This window comes from Delftia sp. DT-2 (assembly GCF_028401915.1).
Classification (GTDB): domain Bacteria; phylum Pseudomonadota; class Gammaproteobacteria; order Burkholderiales; family Burkholderiaceae_C; genus Comamonas; species Comamonas tsuruhatensis.
The window spans coordinates 81,602-100,614 of record NZ_JAQOTI010000017.1 but is presented as its reverse complement, the minus strand read 5'-3'; the positions used below and the strand labels follow the sequence as shown (position 1 = coordinate 100,614).

Here is a 19,013-nt window from a genome sequence, read left to right as displayed (position 1 = left end):
GTCTGTGTTCCCTCTCCTGCTGCTGGCTTTCGGTGTGCTTGCCGGCGTGACCACCGTGCTCTTCGGCTTTGGCGGCGGCTTCGTGGCCGTTCCGCTGCTTTATGCGCTGCTGACCTCCATCCACGGCGCGGACTCCGCCGTTGGCCAGGCTGCCATGCACATTGCCGTGGCCACCTCCACCTGCGTGATGATTTTTGGCGCCTCCATGGCCACGCTGCGCCAGCACCGCGCGGGCGCCCTGCCCTGGGATCAGGTGCGGCCACTGGCTGGCTTCATCGCGGCCGGTGCCGTGGCGGGCGCGGCGGCCGCCACCTGGATCAGCGGGGAATGGGTGCGCTGGGCCTTCATCGCCTACCTGGCCCTGACCATCGCCGACGCGCTGCTGCGCCCGGGCTTCGTGCACGGCACCGCCGCCGGCATGCAACCAATGGGCCGGCAGGCGGCGGCCACGGCGGGCCTGGCCATTGGTGCGATCGCGGCCTTCCTGGGCGTGGGCGGCAGCGTGATGACCGTGCCGCTGATGCGCCGGCGCGGCGCCAGCATGGCGGCCGCCACGGCCATGGCCAGCCCGCTTTCCCTGCCCATGGCCGTGGCGGGCACCGCGGCCTACATGCTGGCATCGCACGGCGCGGGTCTGGGGGCCTGGCATGTGGGCTACGTGGACCTGCAGGCCTTTGCCCTGCTGACGACCGGTTCATGGACGGGCATCAGGCTGGCCGCCCCGCTGATCGGCCGCATTCCCGATGCCCTGCATGCCAAGGCCTACCTGGCCCTGCTGGGCCTGGTGCTGCTGGTCATGATCGTGGCCTGAGCGCTGCGCTCAACCCTCCTGGAAGATCGCCTCGATCCGGGTCTCGAACACCCGGGCAATGGCGAATGCCAGCGGCAGGCTGGGGTCGTAGCGGCCCGTCTCGATCGCGTTCACGGTCTGGCGCGACACGCCCAGCAGGTCCGCCAGCGCAGCCTGGCTCCAGCCGCGCTGGGCGCGCAGTTCACGGATGGTGTTTTTCATCGCCGGGCCGCCCCAAGATGAAAAGGCACCCCCTCGGGGGCCAGCGGACCTTGCACAGCAAGGGGAGCGCGGGGGTCATTTTTCATGGGAGGGGCACTTTGGCGGAACAGCTCATCGGCTGCGCAGCCAGTGAGCCACCGAGGCAGCCACCCAGAGCGCACCCATCAAGGGCCACACCATGAACATGCTGAGCTTGGGAAAACCTGCCACTTCCAGGAATCCATAGGTGAAGGTGATGCCCGCCGTACCCGCCGCAGCAATCGCCAGTTGCTCCAGCATGGACTTGCGCAGGAACTCGTCGGTATCGCGCACCAGCCGCACGATGGCCCGTACAGCCAGCGCAAACGCCAGCATGGGGCTGAGCAGCAGCGCCGTGCGCAGGGCACCCGCCTCCATGTCGGCACTCAGCACAAGCGCCCCGACAAGCAGCGCCGAGTACAGCAGCAGCGCAAATCCCAGTTCCTTCTGATAGCGGCGGTTGGTGGCAAGGGTTCGATTCATGGATGGATCTCGGCATGTGTAAAGGATGCTTGACATTGTGCGATGCCCGTCAAAGACATGTCAAGCAAGCTTTACATGCCTGCCGGACGCCCCGCCGTACAATCGCCGCCGTTGGTGCCAGCAGCCCCAGGGGCTGCGGTTAAACGGGAAACATGGGGCGGCCAGATCAAGCCGCCCGCATGTACTGCCCCCGCAACAGTGAGTGAAACGCCGCGTGCATGGCACCGGCCCCCGCCAAACCCGTGCCACTGGGCGTACAGCCCGGGAAGGCCTTGGCGAGTGCGTCACCAGTCTGGATACCGGCCAACAGGCGGCCGGCCGCGCATGCAGCGCAGCCGGTCTTTGTGGTTTCCGTGCCGGCGGGGTCGCTGGCGCGCAACTGGTCCGCATCCATGCACACCCTCGCCTTCGCGCGCGCCTACGGCGCCGCCCTTCGCTCGCCTCCGGCTTTCTCCGCACCTCGGATGTCCGCCCTGGCCCTGGCCTCGCTGCTGGCCTGCCAGGCCCAGGCGCAAACCCAGTCCTCGCAGCTGGACACCGTGGTCGTCACCGCCTCGCGCAGCGAGCAGCCGCTGCGCACGGTCACGGCCGACATGACCGTGATCGATGCCGAGACCATTGCCCGCAGTGGCGCCACCGGCGTGGCCGACCTGCTGGTGCAGGTGCCGGGCGTGCAGATCAACCGCAATGGCGGGCCGGGCCAGGTCACCTCGGTCTACCTGCGCGGCACCAGCAACCAGCACACGGCCGTGTTCGTCGACGGCGTGCGCTACAGCTCGCAGGAGCTGCAGGGCGGAGCGGTCTGGTCCACCCTGCCGCTGGCGCAGATCGAGCGCATCGAAGTGCTGCGCGGCCCGGCCGCAGCCATCTATGGCTCAGACGCCATGGGCGGCGTGATCCAGATCTTCACCAAGCGGGCTGACGGCCAGACCCGCGCCTATGCCGAGGCCGGCATAGGCAACCAGGGCACCAGCAAGCTGGCCACAGGATTCCAGGGCGGAGCCAACGGCTTCACCTATGGCCTGAACCTGGCGGACGAGCGCAGCGACGGCTTCGACGTCTACCCCGGCAACACCTTCTCGCCCAACCCGGACAAGGATGGCTACAGCAACACCTCGCTGGGCCTGAACGCGGGCTACAAAACGGGCATCCACCAGATCGACGCCAGCCTGCTGCACAGCCGCCTGCGCACCCACTACGACCAGAGCCCGCCGCCGTTCGACGACTACGACGTGGTCAAGAACACCACCGGCAGCCTGCGCTGGCAGGCCGGCTGGAACGCCATGTACAAAAGCGTGGTCCAGATCTCCCATACCGACAGCCAAAGCGACCGCCACACCCAGTCGCCCGAAAGCGCCAAGGGCCGCTCCACCAACTACCTGCTGCAGAACCTGTTCACGCTGGGCCAGCACCGTTTCAACATCGACCTGGAGCGCCGCGAGGACAAGCTGGACACGCAATACGCCTGGACGCAGAACACCGACAGCCGGCGCGTGCAGAACTCCCTGTCGGCCGGCTGGCGCCTGACCGAGGGCCGCCACCAGTTCGACGCCAACCTGCGCCACGACCAGGTGCGCGACCAGCAGAACAAGACCACGGGCGGCCTGGGCTACGGCCTGCAGATCGACCAGCGCTGGCGCTGGGTGGCATCGGCCGGCACGGCCTTCAGAACCCCCACGCTGTACGAACGCTTCACGGGCCAGGCGGCGGCCGACCTCAAGCCCGAAAGCAGCACCAACGTGGAAACCGGCCTGCACTATGCGGCCGGTGCCAACCGCCTCTCGGCCGTGGTCTACCGCAACAAGTTCAAGAACCTCATCACCTACGACTGGAACAGCGCCCTTCCCTGCAACTGCTACCGCAACTGGCAAAGCGTGGAGATCACCGGCCTGACGCTGTCGGGCGGCACGCGCCTGGGCAGCACCAACCTGGGCGCCTCGCTGGACCTCATGAACCCCGAGAACCTGGAGACCGGCAAGCTTTTGCCCTACCGCTCCAAGCGCATGCTCAAGCTCAATGCCGACACCCAGGCAGCCGGCTGGACGCTGGGCGGCGAAGCGCAGCTGTACAGCGGCCGCTACGCCGACGAGGCGAACACCTTCAAGCTGGGCGGATACGGCGTGGTCAATCTCTACGCCCAGCGCCAGCTGACCAGGCAGTGGACGCTGCTGGCACGCGTCAACAACATCGCTGACCGCGACTACGCCCCCACGCGCGGCTATGCGAACGCCGGCCGAACGGTCTTCGTCACCGTGCGCTGGACACCTCTGCCCTGACCCCATGCACCTGCTTCTGCGCCCGTCCCGCCTTCTGCTGCTGATCGCCGCCCTGGCCTGCGCGGGCGGCGCCAGCAACGCCGTCGCGCAAAAGGCGGTGGATGTGCCCCAGGGGAGCACACCCGCGCCCTACACCGTCACCGACATGCGCGGCCGTGAGGTGCGGCTGGCGCGCGTACCGCAGCGCATCGTCTCCCTGCTGCCCTCGCTGACCGAATCGCTGTGCGCGCTGGACGCCTGCGAGCGCATCGTGGGCGTGGACGAGTTCTCCAACCACCCGGCGCGCGTGGCCGCGCTGCCCAAGCTGGGCCACACCTTTGCCCCGCTGGTCGAAGCCACCGTGCGGCTCAAGCCCGACGTGGTGCTGATGGCGTATTCCGCACCCGTCATCGCGCAGCTGGAGCGCTTCGGCATTCCGGTGCTGGCACTGGACGCCAACGACATGGCGCAGCTGGAGCAGGTGCTGCACAAGCTCGACCAGCTGCTGCACGTGCAGCGCGCCAACGCCCTGCTGGCGCGCATGCAGGCCGAGGTGGACCAGCAGGCCAAGGCGCTGGCTGCGCACGCGCCCGCAGGACAGAAGGTGTATTTCGAAGTGGACGCCACGCCTTATGCGGCGGGGCCGGACTCCTTCATAGGCCAGCTGCTGCAGCGCCTGGGCGCGCGCAACGTGCTGCCGCCCAACCTAGGGCCCTTTCCGCGCATCACGCCTGAATACGTGCTGCGCCAGCAGCCCGAACTCATCATCCACACGCCGCAGACGCCATCGGCCAGCTTTGCCACCCGCCCCGGCTGGAGCCGCATGCCCGCCGTGCGCTCCGGCCGCATCTGCGCGCTGGACCTGGTCGAGACGGACGTGGTCTCCCGCCCCGGCCCGCGCCTGGGCGAGGCCGCGCGGGCGCTGGGCCGCTGCCTGGAGATGCCAGGCGCAGCGCCGCGTTGACTTCCTCGGCCCAAATTGACCAACGGCCCTGCCTACTCCAGCACCACCGCCGTGCCGCTGGCAGACACCATCAACATGCCGTTGCCCTGGCCCAGCACCTCGTAATCCAGGTCCACCCCCACCACGGCATTCGCGCCCAGTTCCTGGGCGCGTTCCTCCAGCTCCTTGAGCGCAATCTCGCGCGCCCGCTGCAGCTCGCGCTCATACGTGGCCGAGCGCCCACCCACGATGTCGCGCAGCCCGGCGAACAAGTCCTTGAACACATTGGCGCCCAAAATTGCCTCGCCCGCGACCACGCCGCAGTAGCGGGTGATGCGGCGGCCTTCGATCTGGGGAGTGGTGGTGATGATCATGAGAAATCCTCGGTGAGTGACGGAGATAAGCCTTGAGCGCCAAGCCGGCCGGCGATCGGTTCAAGGAAGAACTGAACCAGGGCAGTCTGCCATAGGCCTGGGGTATCATCTCGCGCAAAGTGCTGAACACACTTCTTGCTAGCCGGTAAGCCGCTCCCGAAAGCAGTGTTGGAAAAATGCTTGGAGGCCTTATGGCTATTTTCTTTGCGGGCGTTTCAAAGCCCTTCCCCATCTCAATTTCCACTGCGCCACAGCTCTCTGATCTGTACATCGCTTCTTACCCTTTCTCCGCGCCCGGCTCCAAGCCATTTCGCTAAGGAGTCGCCATGTTGTACTTTCAGATGTCGGAAGATGAGTTCAACCAACTGAACCGTGTGCGAGAACAATGGGGACTCATCTCCAGCTTGTTGATTGGCGCTTACCCCAGCAATCCCATGGAGGTTGTCGATTCCAATGAGCTGCTTGCCTTTATCAATGCGCAGATTGAGGCGATGGAGGCAGTTGTGGGGGCGATAAGGCAAAGGGGCGTGATGAAACAGCTGACTGAGGAGAAAATCCTTGCGAAAGCCGTATATGAGATCCGGCTTCTTCTGGGCGGATATCTGGGAAGCAACGTGGACGCAGATCCGAGCGTACGGATCGCAGCACACCTGGCCTATGCCCTGCACAGCGACGCATCGGCCGTGCTGGAAGGAAATGGCTTCAGCATCGACGAAGCGCTGAAGCGGGTAGCGGCCGTGGACCCTCTTCTAGGAGTCGAGGTGGGCAGCGAATTCGTTCGCAGCTTGAAAGCTTAGGGCTGCTTCGCCAGGCCGGTGCAACGCGGGATATTCCATCTGGCGTGATTGCTGCAAGCGTGGCGTGCGGTGCCCGGCAGTGCAGGCGATCACGGAGAAGGACAGGACGCGCTGTCGAGCATGAGCAATATATGACTGCACATGGCTTCGCCCTGAGAGGCCAGCCGTGCTATTTTGCCCAGCATCGCCATCGCCCCAGATCAGCTCCAGCTATGAACCTCCCTGCCACTCAGCTTTACCAACTGCTTGCCTTCCATTCGCTTGACCCTGCCGCCCAACAGGTCACGCTCATGCGCCACACGGCAGGAGACTATCCGGTACAACGCTATGTGGGCACACGCGCTCTGACGCTCTATCAGTCTCGTCAAGACCACAAGCATCCAGTCGGCTCGTTGGTGATTGGCTTCTTTGGGCACCGGCCAGGCCATGCGTTGCTGCTCGGTATCTGGCGGGTGAAGGAGGTCATGCCTGCAATGCAGGCCATTGATGCAGGACGCTTGCAAGGAAGTTTCGATCTGCATGACGAGCGAGCAGGCCACTGGTATCACGAGCTGGACGAAATCGATGTGATGGCGGATCTGCGGCTCAAACTGGAGATCCGTTGGGGCGAGCCCGCCGTGAGCTGGCGCCGGGTCCTTCGCCAGGAGAACAACTATCCCATTGCGCTAACCTCCGAGCCTCCGGTGCCCTTCAGGGCCCTGAGCAGCACCAGCCTGATCATGGCGGAACTGAGGCTTGCAATGCAGGATGTGGCTTGGCAGCAGGCACTTGGCAATGTCTGCGGCATCTATCTGATAACGGATGAATTCACAGGCCAGCAGTATGTTGGCTCTGCCAGCGGCGCTTGTGGCGTTTGGCAGCGTTGGCGTGACTATGCCAGCACCGGGCATGGCGACAACCTGGAGTTGAGCCGGCGACTTCATGAAGCACCGGGTTGTGACAGCGAGTTCCGATTCACCTTGCTGGAGGCGCTGCCTCTTGGCATAGAAAAGTCGGCGGCGGAAGCCCGGGAGAACTATTGGAAGGTCGCGTTAGGCAGTCGCCGATTCGGGATGAACCGCAACGGGGCGATGCACGGAGCCGCTTTTCTGACATCTGACAACAATGCTGTTGCCAGCCACAAGCAGACGAGCAAGGGGAATACATGAAAAGGCTTGAGATCCTGCGGTTTTCCTACTGCTTGCTCTTTTGGATCGCAGGGACCCTCTTTCTACTTGCGCTAAAGCTATTTTTTGAAGATGGCAGCGGACACAGTGGACTCAGTCTCATGGCCCTGCCTGTATTTATGGCGGCAATACTGATGGCATCGCTTGGGTTTCTGCTTCGATTTTGCAAGCGCCTCACATGGCTCATACATTGAAATTTGCCAAATCAAAATAGATAAATCCGTTGCCTCCAATTGCGAAATTCCATTGCAACTCACGAGATGACGAGGAATCCGATGTGACATTGGACGGCGACCGCGCAATTGCGATTGCATTTAAAATCACTCCATATTCAAAACAGATTGACTCATGAACGAAATAAAGGCACTACAGAAGCTGAGTTTCCTGGTCCGCTGTGGGGCGGCGTCCTGGACCAGCTACGTGGATTGGGGCATCGATCGTCTCAAAAGAGACGAGGAGGAAGATGATCTGGATGTAGTCATGCTTGCTGCGGCAACGCGTGAGGAGGAGGCCGTTCCCCTGACGATGACAATCATTGAACGCTATCTTGGATCGGTGACTGATGGACTGGTGTCGGGAAAAATCCTGGTGGAGATGTTCGATGCGCTGAATACCGGCGCCGAGACAGCCATATCACTGGAGCCAATAATCTGGCGCCTTTATTATGATTTCGGCCAGGCCCAATGGCTTTTCCAATTGGCACGCAACTGCGAATATGCCACCGACATACCCGCATTCGAAAAGCCTTTTTTGGATGAATTCCGATATATCACCGACCTTTGGAGGAACGTTGAGTCCGAAGAAGATTTCAAGAAATCCTACAACCCCGCCATTTCTCGCCTGCATGATGTGCCCTGACACCAAAAGAATTCATCAGCGGTTCTGGCGGCCTAGTGATGCGGGACGTTCCACCTGACGTGATCGCTGAGGCCGTTCCGCACGGTGCGCGCGATCACGGATGAGGACAAGACCGGCTTTCTTGCCCAGGCCTGCGGTCACCCGGCTCGGCAGCACCCTCAGGCGGGCTGTCGTCCTTTCATCAGCCTGCATGATCCGGACACCAGGCATGGCTGCCCGAACAGCCCCATAATCTGGCTTCAAAATTTTCGCCTCCCTATGACACAGTCCCTCAAAGAACTCCTTGCGGCCAAGGCCGCGCTGGACATGGAAATTGCCAAGGCACGCACCTCGGCGGCCGAAGCTGCCCTGTCCAAGGTCCAGAAGCTGGTGACCGATTTCGGATTCACCCAGCAGCAAGTGTTCCCCTACATCCCAGCAAAAACCAGCGCACCGGCGAAGTATCGCGATCCGTCTACAGGAGCAACGTGGACAGGTCGCGGCAAGCCTCCGAACTGGATCAAGGACCAGGATCGCGACGACTTCCTCATCGAACGCAAACCCGAGGCGGCCCAAGGCCCGTTCCTCGCCGAAATGGCGGCAGCAGCAGCTCGCAACTGAAAGCGCTGCACAAGGCGGCACGCAGGATGCCGTGCGGTGCGGTGTAGTTCCGATGCGAAGGATCTGTGCCTTCCGAAAAAAAGCCCTCTGAGCATTCAGCGGGCTTTTTTTCCGGCCTGGTGCCGGCAGCGTAGTCACTGCCGGCATCTTTCGATGGCGTGCATCGCGCTCCGGTAGAGGTACCAGCCGGGCCTTTGCGGCACCGCCAGCCCTCAGGCGTGGCTGACGGGGCAGCTGCCTGCCTTGCCCATGATGCTGTCCGCGGGCGCCTGCGCGCGGTCATTCAGGCCATAGTCGCGCAGCACCTGGGTGACGCGCACGCGGTAGTCCTTGAAGATCTTGTCGCGGCCGGCGCGCTGGGCGCTGAGGTGGGCTTCCACGTTGCGCCACTGGACAACGGCTTCCTCGTCGCGCCAGGTGGTGACGGACATGACTTTCTCGGGGTTGAGCGTGCTCTGGAAGCATTCCACGGAGATGAACCCCTCCATGGGCTTGAGCATGGGGGTGAGCTTGTTGACCAGGTCCACATAGGTCTGGTTCTGGCCGGGCAAGGCCTGCAGTTCGAACAGTACGACAACCATCTTCAACTCTCCTTTTTTCGGGAACAGAGATTCCGGCGCCGCGCAGCGCGGCTCCGGCGTGGGGGAAATGGGTGAATGGGCGGCGCCGCAGGTTCAGCGGCTGCGCTCCAGGTGGGTCAGCCAGGCGGCCAGCACATCGCGCGCGGCCAGCGCCAGCAGGCCGCCGTATTTCTGGGCATCGGCACGCAGCGTGCGCGGGTCCACCTTGGCCATGCCGAGCTCACAGGCATGGCCGACCAGCCAGCGCTCCAGCCGGGCCGCGTCGGCCTCCAGATGGAATTGCAGGCCCAGCACCTGCGAGCCGACTGCGAAGGCCTGGTTGGCGCCGATGGCGGTGCCGGCCAGGTGCACGGCGCCTTCGGGAATGTCGAACTGGTCGCCATGCCAATGGAGCACGGGCACGCCGTCCAGTTTGGCGAGGGGCGAGGCCAGGCCGGCGTCGGTAAGCGTGAGCGGCGAAAAGCCGATTTCCTTGACGCCCAGCGGATAGACCCTGGCGCCCAGCGCGCGCGCAATGAGCTGGGCGCCCAGGCAGATGCCCAGCAGCGGCTTGCCGCTGTCCAGCCAGCGGCGCACGGCCGCCAGCTCCTGGGCAACGAAGGGATAAAGCGCCTCGTCATAGGCACCTATGGGGCCGCCCAGCACGACGAGAAGGTCGGCACGGCCCAGGTCCAGGGTGTCAAGCTCGCCGATGCTGGGATCGACGTACTGCACTTCGTAGCCGCGGCTGGCGAACTCGGCATGCAGGGTGCCCAGGTCTTCGAAGTGGATGTGGCGCAGCGCGATGGCTTTTTTCATGGGAGGAACTCAGGTGGATACAGGAGGGTGGCTTGGAACGTGCGGAGCCCGTCAGGCGCCGGGCTTGAGATCGACGTGGATATGGCCTGCCGAGGGGAAGGTGCAGCAGGCCAAGGCATAGCCGGCTTCCTTTTCCCTGTCGCTGAGGCAAAAGTCCGCCTCCAGCCGTGAACTGCCTCCCGTGATGCGGATGCGGCAGCTGCCGCAGATGCCGGCCCGGCACTGGCTGCGGATGGCAATGCCCACGCCTTCCAGGATCTCCAGCAGGCTTTTGCCGGACGCGGCTTCGACAACCTGCCCGCTGTGCGCGATCTGCAGCTGGCATGCCTGCGCGGTCTCGCCTGGCTGGGCGGTGGATGCGGCAGGCGGCGTGAAGGCCTCGATATGCTGTATGGCACCGGGAAAGCAGGCCCGCGCATGCTCGCGAAAGGTCTGCGCAAAGGCGTGGCCGCCACAGATGACGACGGCCTGGGGCTGGCCCAGCGCCAGCAGGGACTGCTGCGAGGGGCGGCCCGGCACGAAGGGGCCGTGGGCGGCAATGTCTTCACGCGTGATGTGGATACGCAGGTCGAACCAGGAGGCCGTTTCGCACAGCTGCTGCAGCTCCTGCAGGAAAGGAATGTCGGCCATGCGCGCAAAGCACAGCAGCAGCGTGGTGCGGGGCACGCGCCGGCCCTGCTGGCGCAGCCGGTCCAGTTCGCGCAGCAGCGCCAGCGGCAAGGTCAGGCCGATGCCGCCGGCCAGCATGACCAGGGAGTCCAGGCCCAGCACCAGGTCGGCCGTGATGTCACCGGCCACGCCGCCCAGCGGCAGCGTGGAGCCTGCGCGCAGCACCGCATGCATGTGGTCGGAGACGCTGCCCCGGCCCGAGCTTTTGACGGCAATGTCGAACTGGCCGGCGCCGTCGTGCTCGCTGCAGGGCTCGTAGCGGGTGATGGAGTACAGCCGCTGCTGCATGGTGCCACTGGCGTCGGCATGCTCGACGGCCACATGCCGGCCGGGCCGCAGGCCGCCGAGGAATTGCGCCGAAGCGCCCTGCACGCGCAGGGTGTAGACCATGACGCCGCCCGCCTCTGCCCGTGCAGCGGCGCAGCGCGCGAGCATGCTGCCTGCCTGGAGGGCGGCGCTCATGCCTGCATCTCCTCGAGGACCGAGGACACCAGCGCCACGCTGCCGCCCAGGTTGCGGCCCGCCAGGCCGATGCGGTCGATCAGGCTTTGCACCGAGTCGGTGTAGACGCCGATCTCGTTGCTGTCGCCCACGTCGTGCAGGATGTCGCGCGCATGCGGCATGCCGACCATGGTGAAGACGGTGGACCAGGCGCCCAGCTCGTTGTTGGCGAACATCTGCACGGTCTTGAGGATGATGGAGCGCAGGTAGCTGCGCTCACGGTTGCTCAGGCCCTGGACGATGTCGGTGGCCACCGAGCTGAAGACGCTGGAGTGGCTCCATTCGTCCACGGCGTGGGTGCGCGTGACCTCGTGGCAGATGGGCTGAATGCTGCGGTCCTCGGCCATGGTCTTGAGGTAGTCGGTGATCAGGGTCTCGCTGGCGCAGGCAATGGCGAAGCGGGCCAGGCGGCGTTCCCATTCCGCGCCGCACTGCGCCAGCACGCCGTTGCGCCAGCCGACGAGGTTGAAGTCCGCGTAGTCCAGCGGCGCCAGGCCGCGCATCTCGTAGATGTAGTTGCAGGCCATGATGGACATGCGGGTGTGCAGGGCCTCGTCCAGCAGGGCCTGGGACATGACGTCCTGCAGCAGCGCGCGGTTGGCGCTGGGCGGCGGGGTCTTGATGATGTCCTCGCAGGCCGGCGTGACCACGTTGCACTCGATGTAGATGGTCTTGAGGTTGTAGATGCCCCAGGCGTAGGACAGGCATTGGTCGCGCAGGTGCTGTGGCGCCTCCACCCATGCCTGGTGATCGCGAAACGGCAGCAGCGAGGCGGTGAAGTCCTGCCGGGCGGGGTCGAACGCCAAGCCGTAGTAGTCAGGCAGGTCCTGATTCACGGCCGCTCTTGACTTCCAGAGCAGGGACAGCTTTTTGAGCGCATCGCGCACGGCGTCATCTGTCCGAGAGATATCGAGATTCATTTTTCAACTCCGTGTGATTGAACTTGATTGATCTGAGTCAAATCGCCTATTCCCTCCCCCCGCTTTCTCCATCTGCCGCAATCACCAATGGCGCCGCAAATGGCACTGCAATTGACGCTGCAGATGGCAGATACGTTGTCATGGATTTCTTCACTCTGTCATATTCCACCTTTAATCAATCTCCCCGACTACAGATTGCGGATGATTCCTGGCGGTATTGGATCTCATGACTTTCAACGTCTGGCGGCGAATTCTATGGAGAGAGCGTGGATTCAAACAGACCTATTTTCGCCAATGAACCAGACCGCTTTTTTCAACCGTTTACATTGGCATGCCACCTTAATTGGTCTGCTCACCCGCTGAAACATGGTCGGAATCAAGGCCGCTGCACTTTGTAGACTGCCCATTACCGATGCGCCCTGGTTTCCAAATCCTTCCATAACCCGGGCGCTGCCGATTCCCGTGCTTCAGCGCCTCCAAGACAGCCAATGCGACATGGACGATTTATCGCTCCCCAGAATCAATTCCCTGGAACTCCAACACGCGGACAGCGAGGCCTGGGACGCCATAGCGGCCGAGCGGACACGGCAGGCGCGTTCGATTGAATTGATTGCCTCTGAAAACTTCGTGAGCCGCGCGGTGATGGAGGCGCAGGGCTCGGTGCTGACCAACAAATACGCCGAGGGCTATCCCGGCGTGCGCTACTACGGCGGCTGCGCCAATGCCGATGCCGTGGAGAACCTGGCCATTGCGCGTGCCAAGGCGCTGTTCGGCTGCGCGCACGCCAACGTGCAGCCGCACTCGGGCAGCCAGGCCAACCAGGGCGTGTACCTGGCGTTCCTGGAGCCCGGCGACAAGATCATGGGGCTGGACCTGCGCTCGGGCGGGCACCTGACGCATGGCTCCAGCGTGAGCGTGTCGGGCAAGTGGTTCCAGTCCATCAGCTACGAGGTGGACGCCCGCTCCCAACTCATCGACATGGACCAGGTGCGGCGCATTGCGCTGAAGGAGCGGCCCAGGCTCATCATTGCCGGAGGCTCGGCCTATTCACGGCAGATGGACTGGGCCGAGTTCCGGCGCATTGCCGACCGGGTGGGCGCCATCTTCATGGCCGACATCGCGCACGTGGCGGGGCTGGTGGCCGCGGGCGTGTTCCCCTCGCCCGTGGAGCACGCCCATGTGACCACGACCACCACGCACAAGACGCTGCGCGGGCCGCGCGGCGGCATGATCCTCTCGGCCGACGCCGAGATCGCCAGGCGCATAGACGCCGCCGTGTTTCCGGGCCTGCAGTCCGGGCCGCTGATGCATGTGGTGGCGGCCAAGGCGGTGGCGCTGGGCGAGGCGCTCAAGCCCGCCTTCCGTACCTATGCGCGGGCCGTGGTGGACAACGCCCGCGTGCTGTGCGACCGGCTGTCGCAGGGCGGGCTGTCCGTGGTGTCCGCAGGCACGGACTGCCATCTGGGCGTGATCGACCTGCGCCCCTGGGAGCTGACGGGCAAGGCCGCCGAAACGGCGCTGGAGCAGATCGGCATCACGGTCAACAAGAACGCCGTGCCCGGCGATGGCGCGCGGCCGCTGGTGACCTCGGGCATCCGCGTGGGCAGCGCGGCCTGCACCACGCGCGGCATGGGCGCCGACGAGTTCCGCGAGATCGGCGACATGATTCTTGCCACGCTGGGCGGCATACGCAGCGGCACCATGAACGCGCGCACGCTCAAGTCCATCCACGAAGGCGTGTCCGACCTGACCGGGCGCTTTCCCCTGCCCTACTGAGGCATGCAGCGTCCCAAGCTTTCCACCTTTTCATCGCCGGGCCGCCCCAAGATGAAAAGCGCCCCCTCGGGGGGCAGCGGACCACGTGGAGCGGGGGAGCGTGGGGGCCCCATTTCAGGGTTTTCGCAGCGCGTTGGCCAGGCGCAGCACGGCGGCCTCGATCTCGTAGGCCGTGAGCGAGGCATAGCCCAGCAGCCAGCCCGCCTGCCGCTGCTCGCCCGCGTACAGGCGGCTGAGCCCCTGCAGCAGCACGCCGGCCGCGGCGGCGCGGCGGATGGTGTCTTCCTCGGACCAGCCGGGCTCCAGCAGGCAGGGCACCTGCATGCCGCCCTGGGGCCGTGGCGCGGTGACGATGCCGGCCAGGTGCCTGCCTATGGATTCGAGGATGACCTCGCGCCGCCCCGCATACAGCTTGCGCATGGCCCGCACGTGGGAGTTGTAGTGGCCGTCCTCCATGAAGCGCGCCAGCGTCAGCTGCTGGATCTGGGGCGTGTGCCCGTCCATGATGCTGCGCGCCTGGACAAAGGCGCGCACCAGCTCCTGCGGCAAGGCCATGTAGCCCATGCGCAGGCCCGGGTACAGGGTCTTGCCGAAGGTGCCGATGTAGATGGTGCGCGCGTGCTTGTCCAGGCCTTGCACGCAGGCGGTGGGCATGCCGTCGTAGTGGAATTCGCTGTCGTAGTCGTCCTCGATGATCCAGCGCCCGCGCTCGAATGCCCAGCGGATCAGGTCCAGCCGCCGCTCCAGCTGCATGGTGACGCCCGTGGGGTACTGGTGCGATGGCGTGACATAGACGCAGGTGGCGCCGCTGCGGTCGGCGTGCAGCAGGTCGGTGCGAATGCCTTGCGCGTCCACGTCGATGGGCAGGACCTTGGCCTCGGCCGACTCGAAGGCCTTGCGGGCGCCGAAGTAGCCCGGGTTCTCCAGCAGGATGGGCCGGCCCGCATCCACCAGCAGCTGCGCGCACAGGAACAGCGCCTGCCGCGTGCTGCTGAGCACCAAGATCTGCCCGGCCTCCACCTTGGCGCCGCGCTCCAGGTTGAGGTAGGTGGCAATGGCCTTGCGCAGCGGCTCGGCGCCCTGCGGGTCGCCGTGCAGCAGGACGCTGGCCCGGTAGTCCTTGAGCGCCTGCCGCTGCAGCCGCTCCCAGACATCGGTGGGAAAAGTGCGCGTCTCGGGCAGGCCGGTGGCAAAGGCCCGAATGGTCTGCTGGTCGGCGATGCCGCCGCCGTCAACAATGGCCTGGCCGCGCCGGCTCAGGCCGGCACCGGCCCTTATGGCACCGACAGCACCGGCAGCACCAGCCGCACCGGCCGCATGGGCGCTGCGCTCGTGCTCGGGCAAGCGGCCGCGGCGCGCCGCCCGGCCCCGCAGCTCGGTGCCGATGGTCTCGGAAACATAGCTGCCCGATCCCTGGCGCCGCACGATGAAGCCGTCGCGGTGCAGCTGGGTGTAGGCGTTCTCCACCGTGTCGCGGGCAATGCCCAGCGAGTCGGCCAGCGAGCGCGTGGCCGGCAGTTTCAGGCCCGGCAGCAGCGCCCCATCCAGGATCAGCGCACGCATGGCGCGCTGCACCCGCTGGTGCAGGTCCAGCTGGCGCAGGTCGGCATCTCCCATGCGGATCTTCAGGGTCTCAAGCTCGAAGGTCTTGCTCATGCGGTCTGCCGCCTTTCATCTCATTGCACCTCTTTGGCAGGCCATTGTACTGACGCAAATGCTGCGCGCCCATTGCAAAGTGGTCTGCAACAAGAGAGCGAAGTGTATGGATCATTCAGTCCACTTCGGCGCTCAAATACCCCTTTCCCCAGACAGCCAGGAATCCAACCCCCAAGGAAAACGAGAAGACCATGCCTTCATCAGACACACACTCACCCCTTCGCTTCAGCGACCTCATCCACCCCGTGGTGGCCGGGCTGATCTCGGTCATCGTCAACTACGGCGGCACCTTCATCCTGGTGTTCCAGGCCGCCAAGGTGGCCGGCCTGAGCCCGGAACTCACGGCTTCGTGGGTGTGGTCTATTTCGATTGGCGTGGGCGTCACCGGGCTGGTGCTCAGCTGGCTCTCGCGCGAGCCCATCATCACGGCCTGGTCCACGCCGGCCGCCGCCTTCCTGGTGACGGCCCTGGCCACCACGCCGTATGCCGAGGCCGTGGGCGCCTATGTGGTGTCGGCCGCGGCCTTCGTGGTGCTGGGACTGTCGGGCTGGTTCGAGCGCGTGATCCGGCTGATTCCGCCCGGCGTGGCCTCGGGCCTGCTGGCGGGCATCCTGCTGCAGTTCGGCATCAAGGCCTTTGGCGGCATGAGCGTGGACCCGATGCTGGCCGGCCTGCTGATCGTGGCCTACGTTCTGCTCAAGCGGCTGACGGCGCGCTATGCGGTGGTCGGCATCCTGGCGCTGGGCCTGGCGTTCCTGCTGGCGCAGGACCGTGTGGACCTGTCCGGGCTGCAGCTGCAATTCGCGGCGCCCGTGTTCACGCGGCCCGAGTTCACGCTCAACGCCCTGCTGAGCGTGGCCCTGCCGCTGTTCCTGATCACGCTGACCGGCCAGTACATGCCCGGCATGCTGGTGCTGCGCAACGACGGCTTCAAGACCAGCGCCAACCCCATCGTCACGCTGACGGGCCTGGGCTCGCTGCTGATGGCGCCGTTCGGCTCGCACGCCTTCAACATCGCCGCCATCACGGCCGCCATCTGCACGGGCAAGGAGGCGCATGAAGAGCCGTCCAGGCGCTGGATCGCAGGCATCGCTGCGGGCGTGTTCTACATCCTGGTGGGTGTGTTCGGCGTCACGCTGGCGGCCGTGTTCATGGCGTTCCCGGCCACCTTCATCACCACGCTGGCGGGCCTGGCGCTGCTGGGCACCATCGGCGGCAGCCTGGCCAATGCGCTGGCCGACGCCAAAACCCGCGAGGCCTCGCTGATCACCTTCCTGGCCGCCGCCGCCAACATTTCCATGCTGGGCATAGGCGGCGCCTTCTGGGGCCTGGTCATCGGCCTGGTGGCCCATGCCGTGCTCAACTGCCAGTGGCCGCGCCGGGCCGCCCGCAGCGGGGAGGGCACCGGCAACGTGCCGGCTGCCGATGCCGCCATCAAAAGGAGCTGAAACCATGCTTGCGACACAAGACACCACCGGCGGCACCGCCCAAGCCACCGACACCCTGACGCGCCACGACCAGCACGGCCGCTACCCCCAGGCCGAGACGGTGGACGATTTCCGGCACAACCTGGCCACCGTGCACGCGCGCATGGCCGCTGCCTGCCGCCGCGCAGGGCGCGACCCGGCCAGCGTGCGCCTGCTGCCCGTGAGCAAGACCAAGCCCGAATCCAGCCTGCGCCTGGCCCACGCGGCGGGCTGCCGCATGCTGGGCGAGAACAAGGTGCAGGAAGCCTTCGGCAAGTGGGAGGCCATGCAGGACCTGGCCGATCTGCAGTGGTCCGTCATCGGCCACCTGCAGACCAACAAGGCAAAGCTCGTGGCACGCTTTGCCAGCGAGTTCCAGGCGCTGGACAACCTGCGCGTGGCCGAGGCGCTGGACCGCCGCCTGCAGGCCGAAGGCCGGGCGCTGGACGTGTTCGTGCAGGTCAACACCTCGGGCGAGGCCAGCAAGTACGGCCTGCCGCCCGACGAGGTGCAGGGATTCCTCCAGGCCCTGCCCGCCTTCAGTGCGCTGCGCGTGCGCGGCCTGATGACGCTGGCCCTGTTCTCCAGCGAGGCCGAGCGCGTGCGCCAGTGCTTCGTGCTGCTGCGCAGCCTGCGCGACCAGCTGCGCCAGGGCGCGCCGGCGGGCATCTCGCTGGATGAGCTGTCCATGGGCATGTCCGGCGACTTCGAGATCGCCATCGAGGAAGGCGCCACTGTGGTGCGCGTGGGCCAGGCCATCTTCGGCGCCCGCGCCCAGCCGGACAGCTTCTACTGGCCCGTCGGCGGCCCTGATCCCGCCGCCCTGGCGCTGCCCTGAACGCGCCCCCTCGCCACCCTTTTCGATTCAACCCTGACCCCGCTTGAGGACCTTGACATGCAAAAAGCCATGCAACCCCTTGATTCCCGCCTGATGAAGGCCTATGCCCGCCAGCCCGTCTCCTTCGTCCGTGGCCGTGGAGCCCGGCTCTGGGACGAGCACGGCACCGAATACCTGGACGCCATTGCCGGCGTGGCCGTGACCGCCCTGGGCCACGCGCACCCGGAGATTGCCGCCGTGATCGCCGAGCAGGCCGGCCTGCTGCTGCACACCTCCAACGTGTTCCGCATCGACTGGCAGGAACGCCTGGGCCAGCGCCTGTGCGCCCTGGCCGGCATGGAGACGGCCTTTTTCTGCAACTCCGGCGCCGAGGCCAACGAGGCCGCGCTCAAGCTGGCGCGCCTGCACGGCCACCGCAGGCAGGTGGCGCGGCCGCAGATCCTGGTGATGGACAACGGCTTTCATGGCCGCACGCTGGCCACGCTGTCGGCCACGGGCAACCCGGCCAAGCAGCGCGGCTTCGAGCCGCTGATGCCAGGCTTCGTGCGCGTGCCCTATGACGACATCGCGGCCGTGCACCACGCCGCCGCCCAGCATGGCGACATCGTGGCCGTGCTGATCGAGCCCGTGCAGGGCGAAGGCGGCATCCGCCTGGCCAGCCCCGACTACCTGCGCCAGCTGCGCAGCCTGTGCGACCGGCACGGCTGGCTGCTGATGCTCGACGAGATCCAGACCGGCCTGGGGCGCACCGGCGCCTGGTTCGGCCACCAGCACGCGGGCATCGCCCCCGATGTGATGACCCTGGCCAAGGCCCTGGGCAACGGCATTCCTATCGGCGCCTGCCTGGCGCGCGGGCCTGCGGCCGACCTGATCTCGCCCGGCCAGCATGGCTCCACCTTTGGCGGCAACCCGCTGGCCTGCCGCGTGGGCTGCACGGTGCTGGACATCATGGAGACCGAGGACATCCCCGGCCGCGCCAGGCAACTGGGCCGGCGCCTGCTCAACGGCCTGCAGCAGGCGCTGCACGGCCACCCCGACGTGCTGGCCGTGCGCGGCCAGGGCCTGATGGTGGGCATCGAGCTGAACCGCAACTGCCAGGACCTGGTGGGCCGCGCGCTGGCCCAGCAGCGCCTGCTGATCACGGTGACGCGCGAATCCACCATCCGCCTGCTGCCGCCGCTGATCTGCGACGAGCGCCAGATCGACGACATCGTCGCCCGCCTGGCCTGCCTGCTGGAGCCGGCCAGCGCCGCGCAGGCAGGCGCACCCGCCGCAGGCCAGCTGGCAGCTGCATGACCATCG

At 65.8% G+C, this 19,013-nt stretch carries 20 protein-coding genes and 1 riboswitch; of the genes, 12 read left to right on the top strand and 8 right to left on the bottom strand.

Annotated features, from left to right (window positions below):
* Positions 1 to 4: 4 nt before the first annotated feature.
* Complete coding sequence (locus PO605_RS25930) at positions 5 to 811, top strand: sulfite exporter TauE/SafE family protein (RefSeq protein ID WP_272207096.1); 807 nt, start codon at positions 5 to 7, stop codon at positions 809 to 811.
* Positions 812 to 820: 9 nt separating this feature from the next.
* Here the strand turns inward: PO605_RS25930 and PO605_RS25925 are convergent, their stop codons facing one another.
* Positions 821 to 1,012: a helix-turn-helix transcriptional regulator gene (locus PO605_RS25925; RefSeq protein ID WP_012205558.1), complete on the bottom strand. Its 192-nt coding sequence runs from the start codon at positions 1,010 to 1,012 to the stop codon at positions 821 to 823.
* A gap of 111 nt (positions 1,013 to 1,123) precedes the next feature.
* A complete protein-coding gene (locus PO605_RS25920) occupies positions 1,124 to 1,513 on the bottom strand; it encodes a hypothetical protein (protein ID WP_047474025.1) in 390 nt (129 codons plus the stop codon).
* A 96-nt stretch (positions 1,514 to 1,609) separates the two neighbouring features.
* Positions 1,610 to 1,835: riboswitch (cobalamin riboswitch) on the top strand.
* Positions 1,836 to 1,905: 70 nt separating this feature from the next.
* Here PO605_RS25920 and PO605_RS25915 point away from each other — a divergent pair.
* Together PO605_RS25915 and PO605_RS25910 are read left to right on the top strand one after the other, a co-directional pair.
* The gene (locus tag PO605_RS25915; RefSeq protein ID WP_272207095.1) at positions 1,906 to 3,789 is read left to right on the top strand and encodes a TonB-dependent receptor domain-containing protein; all 1,884 of its coding nucleotides are present in this window, start codon (positions 1,906 to 1,908) and stop codon (positions 3,787 to 3,789) included.
* A 4-nt stretch (positions 3,790 to 3,793) separates the two neighbouring features.
* A complete protein-coding gene (locus tag PO605_RS25910) occupies positions 3,794 to 4,732 on the top strand; it encodes an ABC transporter substrate-binding protein (RefSeq protein WP_047470870.1) in 939 nt (312 codons plus the stop codon).
* A 32-nt stretch (positions 4,733 to 4,764) separates the two neighbouring features.
* Here the strand turns inward: PO605_RS25910 and PO605_RS25905 are convergent, their stop codons facing one another.
* A complete protein-coding gene (locus PO605_RS25905) occupies positions 4,765 to 5,085 on the bottom strand; it encodes a heavy metal-binding domain-containing protein (protein ID WP_012205554.1) in 321 nt (106 codons plus the stop codon).
* 326 nt (positions 5,086 to 5,411) lie between these two features.
* Here PO605_RS25905 and PO605_RS25900 point away from each other — a divergent pair, with 326 nt between their 5' ends.
* The 4 genes from PO605_RS25900 to PO605_RS25885 all read left to right on the top strand — a co-directional run bounded on the left by PO605_RS25900 (position 5,412) and on the right by PO605_RS25885 (position 8,506).
* A complete protein-coding gene (locus tag PO605_RS25900; RefSeq protein ID WP_231574385.1) occupies positions 5,412 to 5,882 on the top strand; it encodes a hypothetical protein in 471 nt (156 codons plus the stop codon).
* A 212-nt stretch (positions 5,883 to 6,094) separates the two neighbouring features.
* Positions 6,095 to 7,030 carry a GIY-YIG nuclease family protein gene (locus tag PO605_RS25895; protein WP_052195773.1) on the top strand — a complete coding sequence of 312 codons (936 nt, stop codon included), beginning with the start codon at positions 6,095 to 6,097 and terminating at the stop codon, positions 7,028 to 7,030.
* Between the two features lie 366 nt (positions 7,031 to 7,396).
* Positions 7,397 to 7,906 (top strand): hypothetical protein, encoded by a 510-nt coding sequence (locus PO605_RS25890; RefSeq protein WP_047470874.1) that lies wholly within the window; start codon positions 7,397 to 7,399, stop codon positions 7,904 to 7,906.
* Between the two features lie 258 nt (positions 7,907 to 8,164).
* Complete coding sequence (locus PO605_RS25885; RefSeq protein WP_047470876.1) at positions 8,165 to 8,506, top strand: H-NS histone family protein; 342 nt, start codon at positions 8,165 to 8,167, stop codon at positions 8,504 to 8,506.
* Between the two features lie 212 nt (positions 8,507 to 8,718).
* Here PO605_RS25885 and PO605_RS25880 read toward each other — a convergent pair whose 3' ends face one another.
* The 4 genes from PO605_RS25880 to PO605_RS25865 all read right to left on the bottom strand — a co-directional run bounded on the left by PO605_RS25880 (position 8,719) and on the right by PO605_RS25865 (position 11,975).
* Positions 8,719 to 9,087, bottom strand: coding sequence for an antibiotic biosynthesis monooxygenase family protein (locus PO605_RS25880; protein WP_012205544.1), 369 nt, complete (start codon positions 9,085 to 9,087; stop codon positions 8,719 to 8,721).
* 93 nt (positions 9,088 to 9,180) lie between these two features.
* Entirely contained in the window at positions 9,181 to 9,885 is a 705-nt protein-coding gene (locus PO605_RS25875; RefSeq protein WP_034367554.1) for a glutamine amidotransferase, read from the bottom strand.
* A gap of 51 nt (positions 9,886 to 9,936) precedes the next feature.
* The gene (locus PO605_RS25870; RefSeq protein ID WP_272207094.1) at positions 9,937 to 11,016 is read right to left on the bottom strand and encodes a 2Fe-2S iron-sulfur cluster-binding protein; all 1,080 of its coding nucleotides are present in this window, start codon (positions 11,014 to 11,016) and stop codon (positions 9,937 to 9,939) included.
* Positions 11,013 to 11,975 carry an AurF N-oxygenase family protein gene (locus PO605_RS25865; RefSeq protein WP_272207093.1) on the bottom strand — a complete coding sequence of 321 codons (963 nt, stop codon included), beginning with the start codon at positions 11,973 to 11,975 and terminating at the stop codon, positions 11,013 to 11,015. Before PO605_RS25865 ends, PO605_RS25870 begins: the two co-directional genes overlap by 4 nt.
* Positions 11,976 to 12,074: 99 nt before the next feature.
* On the opposite strand from PO605_RS25865, the gene PO605_RS25860 reads away from it, so the two are divergent.
* A complete protein-coding gene (locus PO605_RS25860; RefSeq protein ID WP_272207092.1) occupies positions 12,075 to 12,338 on the top strand; it encodes a hypothetical protein in 264 nt (87 codons plus the stop codon).
* Between the two features lie 132 nt (positions 12,339 to 12,470).
* Positions 12,471 to 13,751 (top strand): serine hydroxymethyltransferase, encoded by a 1,281-nt coding sequence (locus PO605_RS25855; protein WP_174538920.1) that lies wholly within the window; start codon positions 12,471 to 12,473, stop codon positions 13,749 to 13,751.
* Positions 13,752 to 13,865: 114 nt separating this feature from the next.
* On the opposite strand, the gene pdxR is transcribed toward PO605_RS25855, so the two are convergent.
* Complete coding sequence (gene pdxR, locus PO605_RS25850; RefSeq protein ID WP_272207091.1) at positions 13,866 to 15,407, bottom strand: MocR-like pyridoxine biosynthesis transcription factor PdxR; 1,542 nt, start codon at positions 15,405 to 15,407, stop codon at positions 13,866 to 13,868.
* Positions 15,408 to 15,598: 191 nt separating this feature from the next.
* Between pdxR and PO605_RS25845 the strand changes: the two genes are divergently transcribed.
* The 3 genes from PO605_RS25845 to PO605_RS25835 are packed head-to-tail and all read left to right on the top strand — an operon-like array spanning position 15,599 to position 19,007.
* Positions 15,599 to 16,855 carry a benzoate/H(+) symporter BenE family transporter gene (locus PO605_RS25845; RefSeq protein ID WP_272207090.1) on the top strand — a complete coding sequence of 419 codons (1,257 nt, stop codon included), beginning with the start codon at positions 15,599 to 15,601 and terminating at the stop codon, positions 16,853 to 16,855.
* 4 nt (positions 16,856 to 16,859) lie between these two features.
* A complete protein-coding gene (locus tag PO605_RS25840; protein ID WP_272207089.1) occupies positions 16,860 to 17,711 on the top strand; it encodes a YggS family pyridoxal phosphate-dependent enzyme in 852 nt (283 codons plus the stop codon).
* A gap of 57 nt (positions 17,712 to 17,768) precedes the next feature.
* A complete protein-coding gene (locus PO605_RS25835; protein WP_082001485.1) occupies positions 17,769 to 19,007 on the top strand; it encodes an aspartate aminotransferase family protein in 1,239 nt (412 codons plus the stop codon).
* Positions 19,008 to 19,013: the final 6 nt, after the last annotated feature.

Excerpts from the sequence above, each read along its gene's own strand:
- PO605_RS25925 (WP_012205558.1), bottom strand. The coding sequence starts at position 1,012 with ATGAAAAACACCATCCGTGAACTGCGCGCCCAGCGCGGCTGGAGCCAG.
- PO605_RS25920 (WP_047474025.1), bottom strand. The coding sequence starts at position 1,513 with ATGAATCGAACCCTTGCCACCAACCGCCGCTATCAGAAGGAACTGGGA.
- PO605_RS25915 (WP_272207095.1), top strand. The coding sequence starts at position 1,906 with ATGCACACCCTCGCCTTCGCGCGCGCCTACGGCGCCGCCCTTCGCTCG.
- PO605_RS25910 (WP_047470870.1), top strand. The coding sequence starts at position 3,794 with ATGCACCTGCTTCTGCGCCCGTCCCGCCTTCTGCTGCTGATCGCCGCC.
- PO605_RS25905 (WP_012205554.1), bottom strand. The coding sequence starts at position 5,085 with ATGATCATCACCACCACTCCCCAGATCGAAGGCCGCCGCATCACCCGC.
- PO605_RS25900 (WP_231574385.1), top strand. The coding sequence starts at position 5,412 with ATGTTGTACTTTCAGATGTCGGAAGATGAGTTCAACCAACTGAACCGT.
- PO605_RS25895 (WP_052195773.1), top strand. The coding sequence starts at position 6,095 with ATGAACCTCCCTGCCACTCAGCTTTACCAACTGCTTGCCTTCCATTCG.
- PO605_RS25890 (WP_047470874.1), top strand. The coding sequence starts at position 7,397 with ATGAACGAAATAAAGGCACTACAGAAGCTGAGTTTCCTGGTCCGCTGT.
- PO605_RS25885 (WP_047470876.1), top strand. The coding sequence starts at position 8,165 with ATGACACAGTCCCTCAAAGAACTCCTTGCGGCCAAGGCCGCGCTGGAC.
- PO605_RS25880 (WP_012205544.1), bottom strand. The coding sequence starts at position 9,087 with ATGGTTGTCGTACTGTTCGAACTGCAGGCCTTGCCCGGCCAGAACCAG.
- PO605_RS25875 (WP_034367554.1), bottom strand. The coding sequence starts at position 9,885 with ATGAAAAAAGCCATCGCGCTGCGCCACATCCACTTCGAAGACCTGGGC.
- PO605_RS25870 (WP_272207094.1), bottom strand. The coding sequence starts at position 11,016 with ATGAGCGCCGCCCTCCAGGCAGGCAGCATGCTCGCGCGCTGCGCCGCT.
- PO605_RS25865 (WP_272207093.1), bottom strand. The coding sequence starts at position 11,975 with ATGAATCTCGATATCTCTCGGACAGATGACGCCGTGCGCGATGCGCTC.
- PO605_RS25860 (WP_272207092.1), top strand. The coding sequence starts at position 12,075 with ATGGCACTGCAATTGACGCTGCAGATGGCAGATACGTTGTCATGGATT.
- PO605_RS25855 (WP_174538920.1), top strand. The coding sequence starts at position 12,471 with ATGGACGATTTATCGCTCCCCAGAATCAATTCCCTGGAACTCCAACAC.
- pdxR (WP_272207091.1), bottom strand. The coding sequence starts at position 15,407 with ATGAGCAAGACCTTCGAGCTTGAGACCCTGAAGATCCGCATGGGAGAT.
- PO605_RS25845 (WP_272207090.1), top strand. The coding sequence starts at position 15,599 with ATGCCTTCATCAGACACACACTCACCCCTTCGCTTCAGCGACCTCATC.
- PO605_RS25840 (WP_272207089.1), top strand. The coding sequence starts at position 16,860 with ATGCTTGCGACACAAGACACCACCGGCGGCACCGCCCAAGCCACCGAC.
- PO605_RS25835 (WP_082001485.1), top strand. The coding sequence starts at position 17,769 with ATGCAAAAAGCCATGCAACCCCTTGATTCCCGCCTGATGAAGGCCTAT.